Origin of the sequence: Microbacterium sp. B35-30, from assembly GCF_010634855.1 — a bacterium.
Classification (GTDB): Bacteria; Actinomycetota; Actinomycetes; order Actinomycetales; family Microbacteriaceae; genus Microbacterium.
Map to the genome: position 1 here is coordinate 27,066 of NZ_MWLQ01000041.1, position 16,940 is coordinate 44,005.

Consider the following 16,940-nt stretch of genomic DNA (forward strand, 5'->3'; position numbering starts at 1 on the left):
TTCCTGTCGATTCTTTCGGGTGGGGATGCTCAGCGGCCGAGCTTCGGCGAGAAGACCTTCGCGACGAGCCGCGCGATGAGGTTCAGGAGCATCACGATGACGATGAGGACGAGCGCGGCGGCCCAGGCCCGGTCGTGGTACGCCGCGACGGGGATGCCCGCGTTCATGTACTGCGTGTACACGAACACCGGCAGCGTCATCATGCGGCCCTCGAAGAGGTTGTAGTTCATGGAGGTCGCGACGCCGGCGGTGAGCAGCAGCGGGGCCGTCTCGCCGATGACGCGCGAGATCGACAGCATGACGCCCGTCGTGATGCCCGCGATCGAGGTGGGCAGGACGACCTTCGAGATCGTGCGCCACTTCGGCACGCCGAGGGCATACGCCGCCTCACGGAGCTCGTTCGGCACCAGGCGCAGCATCTCTTCGGTCGAGCGCACGACCACGGGGATCATGAGCACCGACAGCGCGATCGATCCCATGATGCCCATGCGGATGCCGGGTTCGAAGAGCAGCGCGAACACGGCGTAGGCGAACAGACCGGCCACGATCGAGGGGATGCCCGTCATCACGTCGACGAGGAACGTGATGCCGCGCGCCAGCCGGTTCCGTGCGCCGTACTCGACGAGGTAGATGGCTGTGAAGATGCCGATCGGGATCGAGATGATGGCTGCGGCGAGCGTGATGAGGAGCGTGCCGACGATGGCGTGCAGCGCACCGCCGCCTTCGCCGACGACGTTGCGCATGGACGAGGAGAAGAACTCGGCCGAGAGGCCCGCGACGCCGTTGACGATCACGGTGATCGCCAGCGACACGAGCGGCACCATCGCGACGAGGAACGCGAGCGTCACGACGCCGGTCACGAGCCGGTCGACGCCCTTGCGGCGGCCCTCCACCAGCGAGGAGATCGTGGCGATCAAGGCCAGGTACACGAGGGCGGCGACGACGGCGCACCCTGCGATGCTGAAGTCCTCGCCCGAGCCCATGGCGAGGATCGCGAAGACCACGGCGCTGACCGCGAGACTGCCGATCAGGATGGCCCACGGGGCCCACACCGGCAGGCGGCCGCTGGTCAGTCGCGGGGTCTCGCGCACGGGCACCTGCTGCGGCGCCGTCGGGGGAGCGGTTGTCACGGTCATGTCAGTTCGCTCCCGAGAATGCCTCGCGGCGGCTCACGATCCATCGTGCGATGGCGTTGACCGCGAAGGTGACGATGAAGAGGATGAGACCCGTCGCGATCAGGACGTTGACGTTGGTGCCGTACGCCTCGGGGAACGTCAGGGCGATGTTCGCCGGGATTGTGCTCGGGTTCTCCGAGGTGAAGAGCTGGAAGGTGACGACGCCCGTCGCGGACAGCACCATGGCGACCGCCATCGTCTCGCCGAGGGCGCGACCGAGCCCCAGCATTGAGGCGGACACGATGCCGCTGCGGCCGAAGGGGAAGACGGCCATGCGGACCATCTCCCACCGTGTCGCGCCGAGCGCGAGGGCGGCCTCCTCGTGGAGCACCGGGGTCTGCAGGAAGATCTCGCGGCAGATCGCGGTGATGATGGGGACCACCATGACCGCCAGCACGATGGCTGCGGTGAAGATCGTGCGGCCGGTGCTGGAGACGGTGCCGCCGAACAGCGGGAACCAGCCCATGTTGGCGTTGAGCCACGCGTACACCGGCTGCACGGCGGGGGCCAGCACGAGGATGCCCCACAGGCCGAAGACGACCGAAGGCACCGCGGCCAGCAGGTCGACGATGTAGCCGAGACCCTGCGCGAGGCGGCGCGGTGCGTAGTGCGAGATGAAGAGGGCGACCGAGACGGCCAGGGGGACGGCCATCAGCAGCGCCAGGAACGACGCCCAGACCGTGCCGAACGCGAGCGGCCAGACGTACTGCCAGAAGTTCCCGGTGAGGATGCTCGCCGTCTCGCTGGTGGCGGTCAGACCGGGGATGGACTGGATGATCAGGAAGAGCGCGACGGCGGCGAGCGTGACGAGGATCATCACGCCGGCGGCGAGGGCGGTTCCCGAGAACCAGCGGTCGCCCGGCCGCTGCTTGACCTTGCCCGCTGCCGGGGCGGTCGTCGTGGTCATGGTGTCCTTCTGATTCGGGTCTTCTCAGGGTGATACCCGGCCCGGTCGCCGAGCGACCGAGCCGGGTACCGTGGTCTTACTCTGCGACGATCGTCTCGATCGCCGCGTTGACCTTCTCGCGCAGGCTGTCCGAGATCGGCGCGTTGCCCGCAGCCGCGGCAGCGGCCTCCTGGCCCTCGGCGCTGGCGACGTACTCGAGGTAGCCCTTGACGATCGGGGCGACCTCCGCGTCCGCGAACTCCTGGCACGTGATCATGTAGCTGACGAGGACGATCGGGTAGACGCCGGCCTCCTGCGAGGTGCGGTCGAGCTCGATCGCGAGGTCGCCCTCGGAGCGGCCCTCCTCGAACGGCGACGCGTCGACGATCGCCGCGGCTGCCTCGGGCGAGTACTCGACGAACTCGTCGCCGACCTTGACGGCGGCGGTCGAGAGGCCCTCTTCGGCGGCGCGCGACGCGTCGGCGTAGCCGACGGTGCCGTTGCCCCCGGCGACGGCGGAGACGACACCCGAGGTGCCCTGCGCGGCCTCACCGGTCGTGAGCGGCCAGACGCCGTCGGGCTCGCTCGTCCACACGTCTCCGGCTGCCTGGAAGAGGTAGTCGGTGAAGTTCTCGGTGGTGCCCGAGTCGTCGGCGCGGTGCACCGGCGTCACGGCCGCGTCCGGAAGCGTCACGCCCGGGTTGAGGGCGGCGATCGCCGGGTCGTTCCAGGTGGTGATGGTGCCGGCGAACAGGCCCGCGATGGTCGCGGCGTCCAGGTTGAGCGAGTCCACGCCCTCGAGGTTGAAGATGACCGCGATCGGCGAGATGTAGGTCGGGAGCTCGACGATGCCCGAGCCCTCGGCGCACGCCTCGAAGCCACCGGCCTCGATCTCTTCGATCTTGAATGCGCGGTCCGAGCCGGCGAACGGGAAGGCGCCGGCCTGGAAGGACTCGCGGCCTGCACCCGAGCCCGCCGGGTCGTAGTTGATCGTGACGTCGGGGTTGGCCTCCTGGAAGCCGGCGGTCCATGCCTGGACGGCGACCTCCTGCGACGAAGCGCCACCGCCGGCGATCTCGCCGGACAGGTCTGAGGTGGGGGCGTCGGTGGTGCCACCGGACGGGGTCTCGTTCGAAGCGCAGCCGGCGAGGGCGAGGGCCGCGATTGCGGCGACAGCGCCCACCTGGGCGATGCGAGAGATCTTCACTGTGTGAATCCTTCACGTGTCAGGGAAACAGGCCCGAGAAGGCCTTCGGGTTCGAACCCGGTGCGGGGTTCGCTCTGAAACGTAGGCTCGGACTCTTAAGAGCTTGCGCTGCGCGGGTGAACGGAAGGTGAACGGGATGCCGACATCCATGCGTCCGCATCGAGGTCGCCGCGCCGTCAGGCCGCGGAATTCCGCGGCTCTCGAGGCAAGCTGTTCACTCGAGGTGCTGAGTCGCCCCCGCTTCAGTCCTTGGGGATGTGCGTCTCGATCGCCACGATGCCCGAGCCGGGATTGTCCACCGACATGTGCACGACCGAGAAGGCGGCGGGATCGAGCGCCGAGGCGCTGCCGAGATACGATCCGCGCAGTGTGCCCGTCGCGAGCGCGAGCTCGCTGAGGATGTCGGGAAGCACCGGCCCGTGGCTGCACAGCACGGAGGGCTTTCGGGCACGAACCCGATCGCCGACCACGGTGCGGGCGTCGGACTTCCCCTCTTCCCAGGCGTCCTGGCCGATCAGACCGGTGGTGTCGATCTTGCGCCCGATAGCGTCCGACAGCGGCTTGACCGTCTCCAGGCACCGCACCGCAGGGCTCGACACGATCCTGCGGACGCCGAAGGCGAGGAGCGGGCCGACGATCGAGGCCGCCTGCCTGCGGCCGCGCGGTGACAGCGCGCGCGCGACATCCTTCCCCTTCCATTCCTCGCGGGAGAGCGCCTTGGCATGCCGCAGTGCGACGATCGGAAACGTCCGCAGCACGCCCTCGTCGACCAGCCGGACGAAGGTCTCCAGGATCTCGGTGTCGACGGGGTAGCTGAGACGCCGTAGGGCCTTCTTCGGCGACACCCACTCCAGCGCGGCGATCTCTTTGTTCGGCAGGAACGCCGAGGCGCGGATCGCCGCCTCGGTCGCCTCGGCCGCCCAGTAGTGCACGATCTTGATGCGCTTGCTGGGCAGCCGGTAGCGCGAGACGCCGACCGGCACGCCGAGGGCGACACGGATGCCGGTCTCTTCGTGGATCTCGCGCACCGCCGTCTCTGCCAGCATCTCGCCGGGGTCGACCTTGCCCTTGGGCAGGGTGACATCGCGGTACTTCGTGCGGTGGATCAGGAGCACACGCAGCTTGCCGTCGACGACCCGCCAGACGACGCCCCCGGCCGCGTAGACGGCCGTCTCGGTCATCGCACCGCCCGTGCCCGCCGACGGCGCTGCACGTTGGTCATGGTCCTGTCCTGGAGGTCCAGGAGCGGCTTGCCGTCCTCGCCGATGTTGTGCCGCACCCATTCGCCGTCCGGCCTCAGGTGCCACGAGCTCGTGTTGTCGCTCATCGAGAGTGTGAAGAGGTCGTTCAGCTCCTTGACGTGGGCGGGCGTCGACACCCGCACGAGAGCCTCGACCCGGCGGTCGAGGTTGCGGTGCATGATGTCGGCGCTGCCGATGTACACCACCGGCTCGCCGTCGTTGTGGAAGGCGAAGATGCGCGAGTGCTCGAGGTAGCGGCCGAGGATCGAGCGGACCGTGATGTTCTCGCTCATCCCCTCGACGCCGGGCTTGAGCGAGCAGATGCCGCGCACGCACACCTCGACCTTCACGCCCGCCTGGCTGGCGCGGTACAGCGCGTCGATGATCTGCTCGTCGACCATCGAGTTGACCTTGATGCGCACGCTCGCCGGCTTGCCGCCGAGGGCGTTGCGCCGCTCCTTCTCGATCAGCCGCAGCAGGCCCTTGCGCAGGTGGAGCGGCGCGACGAGGATCCGCTTGAACTTCTTCTCGATCGCGTAGCCGCTCAGCTCGTTGAACAGGCGGGTCAGGTCGCGACCGACCTGGTCGTCGGCGGTGAAGAGCCCGAAGTCCTCGTAGATGCGGCTGGTCTTGGGGTTGTAATTGCCGGTGCCGACGTGGCTGTAGCTGCGCAGCACGCCGCTCTCTTCGCGGATCACGAGCGCGAGCTTGCAGTGGGTCTTGAGGCCCACCAGGCCGTAGACGACGTGGACACCCGCCTTCTCGAGCTTGCGAGCCCACACGATGTTGTTGGCTTCGTCGAAGCGCGCCTTGATCTCGACGAGCGCCAGCACCTGCTTGCCGGCCTCGGCGGCGTCGATGAGCGCCTCGACGATGGGGCTGTCGCCCGACGTGCGATAGAGGGTCTGCTTGATGGCGAGCACATGCGGGTCCTTCGCCGCCTGCTCGAGGAAGGACTGCACGCTCGTCGCGAAGGACTCGTAGGGGTGGTGTACGAGCACGTCGCCCTTGCGGATGGCGGCGAAGATGTCGGCGCGCTCGTTGTTGTCGCCCGGTTGGAACGCCAGCGCGGTCGTGGGCAGGTGCGGCGTGAAATGCAGGTCCGGGCGATCGATCCGCGAGAGGTCGAACAGTCCGCGCAGATCCAGCGGCCCGGGCAGGCGGTAGACCTCCTGCGCAGTGATGTCGAGCTCCTTCACGAGGAGGTCGAGCGTCACGTCATCCATGTCGTCGGTGATCTCGAGGCGGATCGGCGGCCCGAACCGGCGACGCAGCAGCTCCGCCTCGAGCGCCTGGATGAGGTTCTCGGTCTCGTCCTCCTCGATGACCATGTCCTCGTTGCGGGTCAGGCGGAAGGCGTGGTGGTCGAGCACCTCCATGCCGGGGAAGAGGTCGTCGAGGTGGTTGGAGATGAGGTCCTCGAGCGGCAGGTACCTCACCGCGCCGGCGGCCGGCGGCAACTCGACGAACCGGGGGAGCATCGGCGGCACCTTGAGCCGGGCGAACTCCTGGCGGCCGGTGCGGGCGTTGCGGATGCGGATCGCGAGGTTCAGCGACAGCCCCGAGATGTACGGGAACGGGTGGGCGGGGTCCACCGCGAGCGGCATCAGGACGGGGAAGACCTGCGCCTGGAAGTACTCGTACAGCGCGGCGCGCTCGCCCTCGTCGAGCGTGTCGTACGAGACGACGCGGATGCCGGCATCCGCCATCGCGGGCATCACCAGCGACGTCCACGCCTGCGCATGCCGCATCTGCAGGCGATGCGCCTCGGCCGAGATGTCGGCGAGCACGTCGGCGGGGGAGCGCCCGACGTTGGTCGGCAGCGCGAGGCCCGTCGCGATGCGGCGCTTGAGGCCCGCGACGCGGACCATGAAGAACTCGTCGAGGTTGCTCGCGAAGATCGCCAGGAAGTTCGCCCGTTCCAGGGTGGGCATGTTCGGGTCTTCGGCGAGTTCGAGCACACGCAGGTTGAAGGCGAGCCAGCTGAGCTCGCGATCCAGATAGCGGTGGTCGGGAAGCTGCGAATCGAAGACCTCCGACAGGTCGAAGTCGTCGTCGTCCGCATCGCCCAGGCCGGCGTCGAGCACCTCGGGTTCGATCATCCCCTCATCATTGCAGGGTCGCGTGACGAGAGTGTGAACGGGACGGATGCCGCGTTCAGAGGCGGTCTACGCGCCGGTGCGCTCGCGGGGGGCGGGTTCGGGCTCGTCCTCGTAGACGTTGAACCGGTAGCCGACGTTGCGCACCGTGCCGATGAGCTGCTCCATGTCGCCGAGCTTGGCGCGCAGGCGCCGGACGTGCACGTCGACAGTGCGCGTCCCGCCGAAGTAGTCGTAGCCCCAGACCTCGCTCAGCAGCTGCTCGCGCGTGAACACACGCGAGGGATGGGTGGCGAAGAAGTGGAGGAGCTGGAACTCCTTGTAGGTCAGGTCGAGCGGTCGCCCGTGCACCTTGGCCGAGTACGAGGACTCGTCGATGGTGATGCCCGAGGTCTGGATGCGGGTCGACACCTGCTCGGCCGACTGACGCCCGACTGCGAGCCGGATGCGCGCATCCACCTCGGCGGGGCCGGCCGTGTAGAGGATCACGTCGTCGACGCCCCAATCGGGGGAGACGGCGGTGAGACCGCCCTCCGTCACGATGAGCAGCAGGGGGGCGTCGAGGCCTGTCGTGTTGAGGATCTTGCACAGCGACTTCGCGCCGACGAGGTCTACGCGGGCGTCGACGAAGATGATGTCGGCACTCGGGGCGTTGACCAGCTGGGCGGGTTCCGCGGGGATCAGGCGCACGCGGTGGCTCAGCAGTTCGAGCGAGGGCAGCACGGGGCCGCCTCCGTGCGTGGAACTGAGAACCAGGAGCTGTGCCAATGGGACGCCTTCCCGGCGCGTGGGGGCGCGCGCCGCGAACCCCAGTGTAGAGCGTGGGCGGCGGCCACCCGTCTACGTGACCGTCCTCGGAGCGCCGCGACCGTCGTGGGCCCGGCGGCGGCAGGTGCGGCCGGCGACGTGATGGGCGATGATGGAGACGTGGCCCTGCCTGAACTCGCTCCTCGTCGCACCTTGGGCGGCGTCGTCGCCGTGTGGGTGCTGGCGGCGGTCATCGCGATCCTGATCGGGATCTTCGCGACGCCGGACTGGCGTGCCGCCTGGCTGGGCGTCGGATTGGGCGGATGCCTCATCGCGGCGTTCGCGACGCAGCTCTGGTCGGGGCGCTCGCAGGGATTCACCGAGCGTGTGGCGGCGAGCGTCCTGGGCGCGGCGCTGGTGATGGGTGTCGTCAGCCTGGGCTTCGGGCTGGCCGCCCTCGTTCCCGGCTAGACTCATCGTCATGGATCTCGTCGCGCTCGAACTGTTCTTCGTGGGCCTGCTCGGCCTCGCGTCGCTCGCGATCGTCTTCGTATCGGGCGTCGTCGTCTGGAACCTCTACCGCGGCCAGCGCTGACGGGTCGCGTCGTGCTCGACATCCCGACCGACCTTCCTGCGGAGCTCGTGCCGCTGTCGTGGCTCATCGGCGTGTGGGAGGGCACCGGCGTCATCGATTACGGTGACCACGCGTACACCGGCGAGTTCACGCACCGCGTGAGCTTCAGCCATGACGGCGGCGATTACCTCAACTACTCCGCCGAAGCCTGGTTCCACAGCGCCGACGACCCCGAGGCGCGCACGCGCCTCGTGGCCGAGCTGGGGTACTGGCGTCTCGTGCTCCCGGCGACCGAAGCCGATGCCGGCCCGGGCCTGCTGCCGGCGCTCGCGCCCGCCGTCGCGCGCACGGCCGATGACATCGAGCGGCTGCGCAACGGCGACGGCGGCTTCGACATCGAGGTGGCCCTCGTCCACGCCGACGCCGTGAGCGAGCTGTACCTCGGTCAGATCAAGGGCCCTCGCATCGACATCGCGACCGACGCCGTCGTGCGTCCGGCGAGCGCGAAGAACTACGCTGCAGGGACCCGCATGTACGGCCTCGTCGACGGCCACCTGCTGTGGGCATGGGACATCGCGGCCCTCGGCTTCGAACTCGGCGCGCACGCGTCGGCACGCCTTGCCCGGGTCGAATGAGCGCGGGAACGAGCACGTACTGATGGGCAGGACTTCCGATGACCAGATCGATGACTGACCCGTTCGCGGCCGTTCCCGGGGCCGTCGTCGACGACGCGGGCCTGCAGCACGTCGGCAGTCCTCTCGTGGAGCAGCGCCGCCTCGCCGCCGGTGCGGCGCTCGCGCCGCGCCGCGATCGCGCGGTCATCGCCGTGCCCGGGGAGGACCGCCTGACCTGGCTGGACTCGCTGTCCTCGCAGGCGCTCGCGCGCCTGGCGCCCGGCGTGAGCACCGAGCTGCTCATCCTCGACCCGCAGGGACACGTCGAGCACGCGGCATCCGTCGTCGACGACGGCGAGACCACGTGGCTCATCGCCGATCGCGCCGACGTCGAGGGCCTCTTCGGCTGGCTCCGCAAGATGCGCTTCCGGCTGCGCGTCGATCCCCGCATCGCCGATGACGAGTACGCGGTCGTCGGCGGCACGGCCGCGGCACTCGAGCGCATCTCGCCCGCCTCGCCGTCGGGGGTCCCGCTCGTGTGGCGCGACCCGTGGCCCTCGGTCGCGCCCGGCGGTCATGCCTACGCTCCGGTCGATCCGCACCCCGGCGCCGACCGCGACTGGGCCGAGGCGATCGTGACGCGTGAGGAGGAGCTGCGCATCGCGGATGCCGCGACCCGCGGTGAGCTCGAGCTCGCCGGCATCGCGGCGGCTGAGGCGCTGCGCGTCGCCGCGTGGCGTCCGCGTTGGAGCACCGACGTCGACGAACGCGCGCTGCCGCACGAACTGGACTGGCTGCGCACCGCCGTCCATCTCGAGAAGGGCTGCTACCGCGGCCAGGAGACGATCGCGAAGGTGCACAACCTCGGCCACCCGCCGCGGCGGATCGTGGCGCTGCAGCTCGATGGGTCGGGCAGCGTGCTGCCCGAGCACGGCGCGGCAGTGCGGCTCGGGAGCGTGAACAGCGCCGAGGTGGGCACCGAAGTGGGCACGGTCACGTCGGCGGCGCTGCACTACGAGGAGGGGCCCATCGCCCTCGCGGTGGTGCGTCGCACGACGCCGGTCGACGCGCCGCTGACGGTCGACACCGCCGACGGCCCCGTCGCCGCCGCGCAGGAGACGGTGGTGCCGCCCGACGCCGGCGCCACGGCCAACGTGCCGCGGATCACCCGGCTGTCGCGGCGCGCGGCGGCGCAGTAGGAGCACCAGCGGTGAGCGGCGACGGCGACACCGCCGCGATCACGCAGACCGTCCCGACGGGCTGGCGGGCCCGGCTCGACCTTCGGCCGCACCTCGCCCGCGTCCGCGGGTCGGCGATCGCGATCGTGCAGATCACGCTGGCGGCGACCGCGGCGTGGGCCTTCGCGCACTATGTGGTGGGGCATCCGGCGCCCCTCCTCGCGGCGACCGTCACGATCTCGAGCCTCGGCCTCGTGCGCGACGCCCGCCCTCGCCGCGTGCTCGAGACGGTCGTCGGGATGCTGGTGGGCATCCTGGTCGCCGAGGGGTTCGTCGTGGTCGTCGGGCCGGGGTGGTGGCAGCTGGCGCTCGCGCTCGGCGTCACGCTCGTCGTCGCGCGGTTCCTGTCCCCGTATCCGCCCTTCGCGATCATGGCCGGCATCCAGGCGTCCATCGTGATGTCGCTGCCGGCGTCGCAGCCTTTCTCTCGGCTCATCGACGGGATCGTGGGCGGTGTGGCCGCCCTCCTGGTGACAGCGTTGATTCCGCGCAATCCCCGCAGCGAAGAGGCCCGCGACGGCCACGCCGTGTTCGCGGCGGCCGATGCCGCCGCGCGCACCATCGTGCAGGCGCTCCGCCGCGGCGACGCGATGCGGGCGACGCGTGGCCTCGAGAAGGCGCGGGCGATCGCGCCGCAGATCGACGAGTGGCGCGCATCGCTGGAGTCGGGGCTCGCGGTGGCCGGCTTCTCGCCGTGGCTGCGGCCGCAGCGCGCCGAGCTGCGGCGCCATCAGACGGTGCTGCAGGCCATGGACTTCGCCACGCGCAACCTCCGCGTGGTGGCGCGGCGAGCGGTGTACCTGTGCGACGACGGCCAGCGCCGACCTGTGCCCGCCGAGCTGCTGGCGGAGCTGATGCGGGCGGCCGCCCTGGTGGGCGAGAGCCTCGACGACATCTCGCTGCAGCCCGCGGCGCGCGAGGCGGTGCGCGCGGTGGCCGTGCGTCTGGATCCCGCGCAGATCCTGCCGGACGGCACGCAGGGCGAGCAGAACCTGCTGACCGCGCTGCGCCCGCTCGCGGTCGATCTGCTGACCGCGACCGGCATGCCGTCGGCCGAGGCGCGTGCCGTGCTGCCCCGGGTGTGACGGCGCCGGGCATCAGCGCGGGGCGACCGCCTCCCAGGGGACGGTGACCTCGCCCAGGCGCCACCGCGACCGCTCGAGGATCGGCCACCCGCCGGCGACGAGCGCCGACAGCGCCGTGCGCCACCGATGCACCGGGCCGAAGGGCGAGACGCTCGCCGCGCGCTCCCACTCGGCGTCGAGCGCGGCCAGATACGCGTGCACCCGCTCCCCGGGGACGTTGCGGTGGATGAGCGCTTTGGGAAGCCGCTCCGCGGCGACGGACGGATGCTGCAGCCCGGCCAGCCGCAGCGACACGGTCAGCGTCCGGGGTGCCGCGTCGGGCCCGATCGCCGCCCACGTCGCGATGCGCCCGATCTCGTCGCAGGTGCCCTCCACCAGCAGCCCGTCGGGCGCGATGCGGCCGGCCATCGTCGCCCAGGCCTCGGCGACCTCGTCCTCGTCGTACTGCCGCAGCACGTTGAAGGCCCGCACGACGGCCGGCCGGCGTCCGCCCGCGACCGGGACCTCGAATCCACCCCGGGCGAACGACACGCGCGAGTCGGGCGCGAACGAGGTGACGCCGCTTCGCACCTGATCGAGCTGTGCACGGGCGCGTTCCACCCGTGCCGGGTCGATCTCGAGACCGAGCACCTCGACGTCCGGGCGCACGCGGACGAGGCGCGAGTGCATCTCCAGCGCGGTGACGCCGCTCGCGCCGTATCCGAGGTCGACCACCAGCGGGTCCGAGGCCCGGCGGAGTGCGGGCTGCCGCGCGATCCAGCGATCCACGCGCCGCAGCCGGTTTGTCCCGGTCGTGCCGCGCGTGATCTGCCCGACCGGTCCCCGCGCCATCCCCCCATGATGCCAGGCCGTCGCCATCGTCGAGCCGATGGTTCTCGCCCGCCGACACAGCGCCGGGACGGGCGTCATCGCCCGGATATCATGGGGCGCATGACCGCGCCCCATACGCTGATCCTCCTCCGTCACGGCCAGAGCGAGTGGAACAAGACCAACCAGTTCACGGGGTGGGTCGACGTCCGCCTCACCGAACAGGGCAAGGCCGAGGCCGCTCGCGGCGGCGAGCTGCTCGCCGAGTCCGGCATCCTGCCCGACATCCTGCACACCTCTGTGCTGAGCCGCGCCATCCAGACCGCCGACATCGCGCTCGACGCGGCCGACCGTCTCTGGATTCCGGTGAAGCGCTCGTGGCGCCTGAACGAGCGCCACTACGGCGCCCTCCAGGGCAAGGACAAGGCGCAGACCCTCGAGGAGTTCGGCAACGAGCAGTTCATGCTGTGGCGTCGCTCCTTCGACGTGCCTCCGCCGCCGCTGGCGGCCGACGACCAGTACAGCCAGGTCGGCGACCCGCGCTACGTGGGCATCGACGGCGAGGTGCCCGACACCGAGTCGCTGAAGATCGTGATCGACCGCATGCTGCCCTACTGGCACAGCGACATCGTGCCCGACCTGAAGGCCGGCAAGACGGTGCTCGTGACGGCTCACGGCAACTCGCTGCGCGGCCTGGTCAAGCACCTCGACGGCATCAGCGACGCCGACATCTCCGAGCTCAACATCCCCACCGGCATCCCGCTCGTGTACCGCCTCGACGGGAACCTCGAGCCGCTCAGCCCGGGGGAGTACCTGGACCCCGAGGCTGCCGCCGCGGGGGCTGCCGCTGTCGCGAACCAGGGCAAGGCCTGACGACTGCCCCATCTGTCCGGTCGTTGAGCGAGGAGCGAAGCGACGCAGACGAAACGCCTCGAACCGACGTGCGACGCAGGTTCGAGGCGTTTCGTCTCGCTTCGCTCGCTGAACGACCGAGACGTACGACGCCGATTTCTACTGCGGCGTGATGATGTCGATGGTGTCGGTGCTCGTGGTCCAGTCGCCCGTCGACAGGTAGGCGACCTTCTTCGCCACCGACACCGCGTGGTCGCCGAAGCGCTCGTGGTATCGGCTGGCGAGCGTCGCGTCGACGGTGGCCGACGGGTCGCCCTGCCAGCTGTCGCTGAGCACCTTCTCGAACACCGAGACGTGCAGCTCGTCGAGCTTGTCGTCGGCGTTGCGGATCTCGTCGATGAGGTCGCCGTCCTGCGACCGCAGCAGCTCGGTGAGCTGGCGCGCTGCCTCGACGTCGAGCTCGCCCATCTTGAGGAACGTCGACTTGAGGCCCTTGGGGATGGCCCGCTCGGGGAATCGCATGCGCGTGAGCTGCGCGATGTGCTCGGCGATGTCGCCCATGCGCTCGAGCGAGGCGCTCATGCGCAGCGCGCTGACGACGATGCGCAGGTCGCGGGCCACCGGCTGCTGACGCGCCAGGATCTCGATGGCGAGCTCATCGAGCTCGATGGCCTTCTCATCGATGACCGCGTCTGCTTCGATGACCTCCTCCGCCAGAGCGACGTCGCTGGTGCCGAACGCGCGCGTCGCCTTGTCGATGGCGACCGTGACGAGTTCGGCGATCTCGACGAGACGCCCCTGCACGTCCTCGAGGGACTGGTGGAAGACTTCGCGCATTCCGACGCACCTTTCATGGTTTTCGGGGGAGAGGCTCGTCCCGCGCCCCGCCGATTGTCGCCAGGGAAGGTTAACGGATGGTGCCCCCGTGGTGAACAGTACCCGGATCCTCTGCAGGCCTTCCCTCTCCGGTCCGATGCCGCGTCGCGGGTGCCTCTACGCTGGTCGCATGGACACGACGCAGCTCGCGCTGCTCGCCCTCCTCGCGGGGATCATCATCGGCGGTTCGATCTCCGCCGTCGTCGTCGCGGCGATGCGGGCGCGGGACCGCGCGCAGGCGGAGAGGTCCGTCGAGATCCCCGACGGCGTTCGCGGCGTGCTCCACGGGATGGATGACGCGGCGCTCGTCGTGGACGCGTCGTTCACGGTGCTGGCCGCCTCCGCCGCCGCCGCCGCCTTCGACCTCGTCGAGGGCGGCACGCTGCCGAACGACGAGCTGCGCGCCCTCGTGCGGCGCGTGCGGACGAGCGATTCGGTCGCGACCGAATCCAGCGCGACCGAGACGATGCGGCTGCGCCGAGGGGCGCCACCGGCGGAACCGCGCCTCGTGGTCGTGCGGGCGTCGCGCATCTCGCCGCGGCTGACGCTCTTCGTACTGCGCGACATCACCGAGCGCGAGCGGGTCGAAGAGATGCGCCGCGACTTCGTGGCGAACACCAGCCATGAGCTCAAGACGCCGGTGGGCGCCGTGAGCCTGCTCGCCGAGGCCATCGAGTCCGCCTCTGACGACCCGCCGCAGGTGCGCATCTTCGCGACGCGGCTGCAGGCCGAGGCGAACCGCCTGGCGCTGTTGACATCGCGCATCATGAACCTCTCGCGCCTGCAGGCATCCGACGAGCTGCCGCAGCGGGACGTCTCGGTCGACGAGGTCGTCGCCTCGGCGCTCGATGCGCACGCGATCCAGGCGGACTCCGCCGGGGTCGAGGTGGTGCGCGGCGGCGCGCGAGGGCTGTACGTCCACGGTGACGCGCAGATCCTCAGCGAGGCGGTCGGCAACCTCATCGCCAACGCCATCGCGTACTCGCCGCGCGGCTCCAGCGTGGGGATCGGCGTCAAGGCCGTCGACCGCGTCGTGGAGATCGCCGTGACGGACCGCGGCATCGGCATCGCCGAAGGCGAGCAGGACCGCGTCTTCGAGCGTTTCTACCGCGCCGATCCGGCCCGCGCCCGCCGCACCGGTGGCAGCGGGCTGGGGCTCTCCATCGTCAAGCATGCGGTCCAGCGTCACGGCGGCGAGGTGCGGCTGTGGTCGCGACCCGGACGCGGGTCGACCTTCACCATCCGGCTGCCGCAGATCGACGCGCCCGACATCCAGCCCGAGCCCAAGCGCCCGCGCAGGAAGAAGCGGCCCGCCGTCGAGCCGACCACCGCCGCACCGCGGGCGGCTGCGCCGTCTACCGCTGCGGCCCTCGCCGCCGCGAGCGGGCCCCCGCCCGCCGCCGCGAGCATGCCCCCGCCCGCCGACCCGAGCGCGTCCGCGGCATCGGCAGCAGGACGGCCTGCGGCCCCGGCCGCGGCCGCTGACCCGAGCGCGCCCACTGACCCCCGAACCCCCGTCGGCCCGGCCGCCGGCAAGAACCTCGCCTCCGGCAGGAATGGAGATCCCGCATGACCCGCGTCTTGATCGTCGAGGACGAGCCCGACCTGGCCGACCCGCTCGCCTACCTCCTCCGCCGCGAGGGCTACGACGTGGAGATCGCCGAGGACGGCCCCGCCGCACTCACGTCGTTCCGGGAGCGCGGCGCCGACATCGTGCTGCTCGACCTCATGCTCCCCGGGATGCCGGGCACCGAGGTGTGCCGGCAGATCAGGACCACCTCGGCGGTGCCGATCATCATGCTGACAGCCAAGGACTCCGAGGTCGACATCGTAGTCGGACTCGAGCTGGGGGCCGACGACTACGTCACCAAGCCTTACTCCGCGCGTGAACTGCTGGCGCGCATGCGGGCCGTGCTGCGGCGCTTCTCCCAGATCGACGCCGACCTCGAAGACCGGGTGCTCGAGGGTGGGCGGGTCGTGCTCGACATCGACCGCCACACCGTTGCGGTCGAGGGCGGCGAGATCAACATGCCGCTCAAGGAATTCGAACTGCTCGAGGTGCTGATGCGCAACGCGGGCCGGGTGCTCACGCGCGGCCAGCTCATCGACCGGGTGTGGGGCAGCGACTACTTCGGCGACACGAAGACGCTCGACGTGCACATCAAGCGGATCCGCTCCCGCATCGAGCGGAACCCGGGGTCGCCCGAGATGCTGGTCACGGTGCGCGGGCTCGGCTACCGCTTCGAGGGCTGAGCGGCCGCGTACGAACGAAGAGGGCGCCCCTGCTGGGGCGCCCTCTTCGTCGTGCGTGTGATCCGGCCGTTCAGGGAGCGAGCGCGGAGAGGTAGTCGAGCGATCCGTCGAGCACCGGCACGGAGGCCAGCGCGCCCTCGGCGTCGCCCGACTGGAAGAACGCGGTGACGTCGGTGCCGGGCAGGGCGTCGAGCTCTTCGACCAGCAGCGGCTCGTCCTCATCGGAGCCGAGGCTCACGGTCGTGTTGGCGGGCACGCGCACGGTCAGCGAGGCGCCGTCCTCGCCGATCTCGATGTTGAGCGTCTGCGAGTCCTCGGTGCGGTTGACGATCGCGGCGACGAAGTTGCCCTCCGAGCCGTCCTCGTTCGCCACGATCAGGGCGTTGCGCACCTCGAGGGGGCCGGAGTCGTAGACGTTCGTGCCCTCCGCGGCCGAGTAGGCGATGGTGGTCGCCTGAGGCGAGATCATGCTGCATCCGGTGGCGGTGAGGACGAGAGCGCCGCCGATGGACAGCGACGCGATCAGCCGGCGGTTGCGGGGACCGAGTGCCGCGGCGGATCGGCCGCGCGTCAGACCGTTGCGGCGGTGTATCGAGATCACGGATCCTCCTAGACGGATGACGGTTCTCCAGCATTCTAGGGGCTCGCTGTCGAGCACGCGGAGCACCTCGGTGGCCGATGCCCGGTGGGGGATGTGTCGCCGCCCGACCGGTGGGGCGGAGAACCTTAGCGTATTTCTCCTGTGGTATCCTGGAGGTTGCCGAAAGGACATAACTCCATGCTTTTTGAGGTTGGCGAGACGGTCGTCTACCCCCATCACGGGGCGGCAACGATCATCGAGGTCAAAGACCGGATCATCAAGGGCGAGACGAAGAAGTATCTGAAGCTCAACGTCACGCAGGGTGATCTCATCATCGAAGTCCCCGCAGAGAACGTCGATTTGGTCGGCGTCCGAGATGTCATCGGCAAGGAGGGTCTCGACAAGGTCTTCGAGGTGCTGCGCGCTCCGTTCACGGAGGAGCCGACCAACTGGTCGCGCCGCTACAAGGCCAACCTCGAGAAGCTCGCCTCCGGTGATGTCATCAAGGTCAGTGAGGTCGTGCGCGACCTCTGGCGTCGTGACCAGGACCGCGGCCTGTCGGCCGGAGAGAAGCGGATGCTCGCCAAGGCGAAGCAGATCCTGATCTCCGAGCTCGCCCTCGCGGAGAAGACCGACGAGGAGAAGGCGAGCGTCCTTCTCGACGAGGTCCTCGCGAGCTGAGACTCTCAGAACGGCGCCCCGCGGG

At 70.1% G+C, this 16,940-nt stretch carries 17 protein-coding genes; 8 read left to right on the forward strand and 9 right to left on the reverse strand.

Annotation, left to right across the window (positions count from 1 at the left end; all coding sequences use genetic code 11):
• Positions 1–29: 29 nt before the first annotated feature.
• From pstA to B2K11_RS18475, 6 genes are all read right to left on the reverse strand, one after another.
• Positions 30–1,136 (reverse strand): phosphate ABC transporter permease PstA, encoded by a 1,107-nt coding sequence (gene pstA, locus B2K11_RS18450; RefSeq protein ID WP_163620555.1) that lies wholly within the window; start codon positions 1,134–1,136, stop codon positions 30–32.
• Position 1,137: 1 nt separating this feature from the next.
• Positions 1,138–2,082, reverse strand: a complete 945-nt coding sequence (gene pstC, locus B2K11_RS18455) for a phosphate ABC transporter permease subunit PstC (protein ID WP_163620556.1) — start codon at positions 2,080–2,082, stop codon at positions 1,138–1,140.
• 76 nt (positions 2,083–2,158) lie between these two features.
• Complete coding sequence (gene pstS / locus B2K11_RS18460) at positions 2,159–3,268, reverse strand: phosphate ABC transporter substrate-binding protein PstS (protein WP_163620557.1); 1,110 nt, start codon at positions 3,266–3,268, stop codon at positions 2,159–2,161.
• Between the two features lie 242 nt (positions 3,269–3,510).
• Entirely contained in the window at positions 3,511–4,449 is a 939-nt protein-coding gene (locus B2K11_RS18465) for an NUDIX domain-containing protein (protein WP_163620558.1), read from the reverse strand.
• A complete protein-coding gene (locus B2K11_RS18470) occupies positions 4,446–6,611 on the reverse strand; it encodes an RNA degradosome polyphosphate kinase (protein WP_163620559.1) in 2,166 nt (721 codons plus the stop codon). Before B2K11_RS18470 ends, B2K11_RS18465 begins: the two co-directional genes overlap by 4 nt.
• Before the next feature lie 66 nt (positions 6,612–6,677).
• The gene (locus tag B2K11_RS18475; protein WP_163620560.1) at positions 6,678–7,376 is read right to left on the reverse strand and encodes a response regulator transcription factor; all 699 of its coding nucleotides are present in this window, start codon (positions 7,374–7,376) and stop codon (positions 6,678–6,680) included.
• Between the two features lie 159 nt (positions 7,377–7,535).
• Here B2K11_RS18475 and B2K11_RS18480 point away from each other — a divergent pair, with 159 nt between their 5' ends.
• From B2K11_RS18480 to B2K11_RS18495, 4 genes are all read left to right on the forward strand, one after another.
• The gene (locus B2K11_RS18480; protein WP_163620561.1) at positions 7,536–7,826 is read left to right on the forward strand and encodes a hypothetical protein; all 291 of its coding nucleotides are present in this window, start codon (positions 7,536–7,538) and stop codon (positions 7,824–7,826) included.
• A gap of 135 nt (positions 7,827–7,961) precedes the next feature.
• Complete coding sequence (locus B2K11_RS18485; protein ID WP_163620562.1) at positions 7,962–8,564, forward strand: FABP family protein; 603 nt, start codon at positions 7,962–7,964, stop codon at positions 8,562–8,564.
• Positions 8,565–8,614: 50 nt separating this feature from the next.
• The gene (locus B2K11_RS18490; protein ID WP_163620563.1) at positions 8,615–9,742 is read left to right on the forward strand and encodes a folate-binding protein; all 1,128 of its coding nucleotides are present in this window, start codon (positions 8,615–8,617) and stop codon (positions 9,740–9,742) included.
• Positions 9,743–9,753: 11 nt separating this feature from the next.
• Positions 9,754–10,866, forward strand: coding sequence for an FUSC family protein (locus tag B2K11_RS18495; protein ID WP_204260187.1), 1,113 nt, complete (start codon positions 9,754–9,756; stop codon positions 10,864–10,866).
• A 12-nt stretch (positions 10,867–10,878) separates the two neighbouring features.
• On the opposite strand, the gene B2K11_RS18500 is transcribed toward B2K11_RS18495, so the two are convergent.
• Positions 10,879–11,697 (reverse strand): class I SAM-dependent methyltransferase, encoded by an 819-nt coding sequence (locus B2K11_RS18500; protein ID WP_163620564.1) that lies wholly within the window; start codon positions 11,695–11,697, stop codon positions 10,879–10,881.
• Positions 11,698–11,796: 99 nt separating this feature from the next.
• On the opposite strand from B2K11_RS18500, the gene B2K11_RS18505 reads away from it, so the two are divergent.
• On the forward strand, positions 11,797–12,546 hold the full coding sequence (locus B2K11_RS18505) for a phosphoglyceromutase (RefSeq protein ID WP_163620565.1): 750 nt from the start codon (positions 11,797–11,799) through the stop codon (positions 12,544–12,546).
• Positions 12,547–12,684: 138 nt separating this feature from the next.
• Here B2K11_RS18505 and phoU read toward each other — a convergent pair whose 3' ends face one another.
• Entirely contained in the window at positions 12,685–13,362 is a 678-nt protein-coding gene (gene phoU / locus B2K11_RS18510) for a phosphate signaling complex protein PhoU (RefSeq protein WP_163620566.1), read from the reverse strand.
• A gap of 169 nt (positions 13,363–13,531) precedes the next feature.
• On the opposite strand from phoU, the gene B2K11_RS18515 reads away from it, so the two are divergent.
• Positions 13,532–14,974, forward strand: coding sequence for an ATP-binding protein (locus B2K11_RS18515; RefSeq protein ID WP_345770793.1), 1,443 nt, complete (start codon positions 13,532–13,534; stop codon positions 14,972–14,974).
• Positions 14,971–15,654, forward strand: coding sequence for a response regulator transcription factor (locus tag B2K11_RS18520; protein ID WP_163620567.1), 684 nt, complete (start codon positions 14,971–14,973; stop codon positions 15,652–15,654). The genes B2K11_RS18515 and B2K11_RS18520 overlap by 4 nt, the downstream gene beginning before the upstream one ends.
• Positions 15,655–15,724: 70 nt before the next feature.
• Here the strand turns inward: B2K11_RS18520 and B2K11_RS18525 are convergent, their stop codons facing one another.
• Positions 15,725–16,255 carry a DNA modification methylase gene (locus tag B2K11_RS18525; RefSeq protein WP_239526251.1) on the reverse strand — a complete coding sequence of 177 codons (531 nt, stop codon included), beginning with the start codon at positions 16,253–16,255 and terminating at the stop codon, positions 15,725–15,727.
• 177 nt (positions 16,256–16,432) lie between these two features.
• Between B2K11_RS18525 and B2K11_RS18530 the strand changes: the two genes are divergently transcribed.
• The gene (locus tag B2K11_RS18530; RefSeq protein WP_045298114.1) at positions 16,433–16,915 is read left to right on the forward strand and encodes a CarD family transcriptional regulator; all 483 of its coding nucleotides are present in this window, start codon (positions 16,433–16,435) and stop codon (positions 16,913–16,915) included.
• Positions 16,916–16,940 lie beyond the last annotated feature (25 nt).